This is a genomic window from Streptomyces sp. NPDC003691 (assembly GCF_053981115.1).
In genome coordinates this window covers 1-2,030 of record NZ_JBSFNQ010000217.1, presented here as the reverse complement: position 1 = coordinate 2,030, position 2,030 = coordinate 1, and the positions used below count along the sequence as shown (strand labels likewise).

General features: G+C 66.3%; 1 protein-coding gene and 1 pseudogene. One reads left to right on the top strand and one right to left on the bottom strand.

Annotated elements, in window-relative coordinates; genetic code table 11:
- Nucleotides 1-443: hypothetical protein (locus tag ACWDR0_RS34815; RefSeq protein ID WP_456355838.1), on the bottom strand; the 443-nt coding region annotated here is incomplete at its 3' end.
- Nucleotides 444-1,164: 721 nt separating this feature from the next.
- Between ACWDR0_RS34815 and ACWDR0_RS34810 the strand changes: the two are divergent.
- Nucleotides 1,165-2,030 (top strand): annotated as a pseudogene (locus ACWDR0_RS34810) (VCBS repeat-containing protein); the annotation flags it as partial.

Sequence of the window (2,030 nt, the reverse complement as noted above, 5' to 3'; positions counted from 1 at the left end):
GCGAAGTCCGTGTAGTCCAGCGCCACCACCGCATTGCCCGTGGCGGTCGACGGCGGAGTCACGGTAAAGGCGAAGCCCTCGATGTTCCGGGCCTCGGTCTGCGCCGGGTCCGCGAGCGCGACCTGCCAGCTGCCCTCCAGCGCGGCCGTCTCGGCGGGGGTGGCGTTCGGCGGGGCGCCGACCTCCAGCGGGGTGGTGCCGATCTGCACCGTCTGACCCGGCGTCAGCGCGGTCAGGGTCCGGGCAGCCGGCGCCACCGCGGCCGGAGCCGCCGTCTTCTTCGGCTCGAACTCCGGATCCGTCGGAATCTCGGCGGTGGTCAGATTCTCAAGCGTTCCGCCGTTGACTCCGGGTACGGGTGGCGGCTTCGGGATATCGGCCAGATCCACCCCCGCCCGGTCCACCGGCGGCGGCAGCGCACTCGCGCCCGGTATCAGCCCCACAGTCAGGGCTATGGAGACCACCGCACCCACGCCTATACGCAGGCGCAGGCGGCGGTTCCTCTCAGCTCTGGAGTCCGGGAGTCTCCCCCGACCACTCCACGACAGCGAATTTCCCACGACGCCCGCAGCCCTCCCCAATGGTCCGGAATCAGGTTCCGGGCAGCCCGAGCAGGCCTGACCGGTCCCTGACATGGCGGTATCCGCGGCATCGTCGGACAGCGATCTGTTACCCGTCAATCACCCAAAAAGAATTCAGTGTGACATGGGTCACATGAAATCGGGTGTGCGATGGAGGGTGATAGGACAGGGACGAAAATTGGGACCGGTGCTTCACTTGTCGCCAAAGGGTGCCTGTTTGGTCCTTTCGGGCGCACCCCCTTGAACCATCGGTAAAGGTCCGGTGATGGTCCGACTAGGGGTGGATATCTCACAGTCGCTAAAGATCTTTTAGATGCATGGTGAACCGTTCGCGACTGTCGCCGGTTCCCGGAGGTCATTGAAAATTTGGTGAAGCTATCACCGAGTGATTCTTACGGGGTGTACACGCCAACTCCGATATCGGTCATGCTGACTGGCGCTCTCTCTCGGTCAGTACGGCGGCAGAGCTCGTTTGTGCTGCCCGTGGCCGGGCTGGACCAATTCGGCGAGATCGGCACGGCGATCGACCCTGGACCGTGTGTCCGTGGGTGGGCTGCCGTTCAGGGGAGGGGATTCCAGCACCGTGGAACGTCCACGATTGACCCGGGGACTGCCCCGGCGCGCGACGGCGGGGGTGGCGGCCGTGCTGGCCGCGGCGCTCGGTGTCACCCTGTTGTTGCCCGGTGACGACGACGGGCCGGGGTCCCCGCCCGAGCGGGAGCCGGCGCAGGCGGAGAAGGCTCGTTCGGGTGGTGAGCCGCTGGACGAGCCGGCGGCGCGGAAGAAGGCGATGAAGACCGGGAAGCCGGTCGAGGTCGTCGCTCTGCGGGATGCCACCTCGACGGTTACGGCTCTGCCCAACGGCAAGTTCCGGCTGACCACGCAGGCGGCGCCGGTGCGGGCGAAGGTCGACGGCGAGTGGCTGCCCATTGATACGACGCTGAAGAAGACCGATGACGGCTGGCGGCCGAAGGCCACGGTCAACCCGGTCACCTTCCACAGCGGCAAGGCGCGGAAGAAGAACAGCAAGGCCAAGGAGGACCGGAGCAGCCGTAACTACTTGCGGGTGCCGCTGGCGAAATCCGCTGACGGTCAGTACACCGACCTGGCCACCTTTACGGCGGACGGGCGTGAAATGACTGTTGGGTGGCCGGGTGAGCTGCCGGAGCCCGAGGTCAGCGGGGCCAGCGCCCTCTACAAGGACGTTCTCGACGGTGTGGACCTGCTGCTGACCGCGCGGGACACCGGCTTCACCCATGTCCTCGTCGTGCACAGCGCCGAAGCGGCCGCCAATCCGGCCCTGAAGAAGATCTCGTACAAGTTGTCGTCGGCGGATCTGTCGTTCTCGCTGAATGAGAAGAACGATGTGCTGACGGTGAAGGACCCGCAGGGCGTGGAGGTCGGCGGTTCGCCTTCCCCCTTCATGTGGGATTCGAGCGGGAAGCCCGC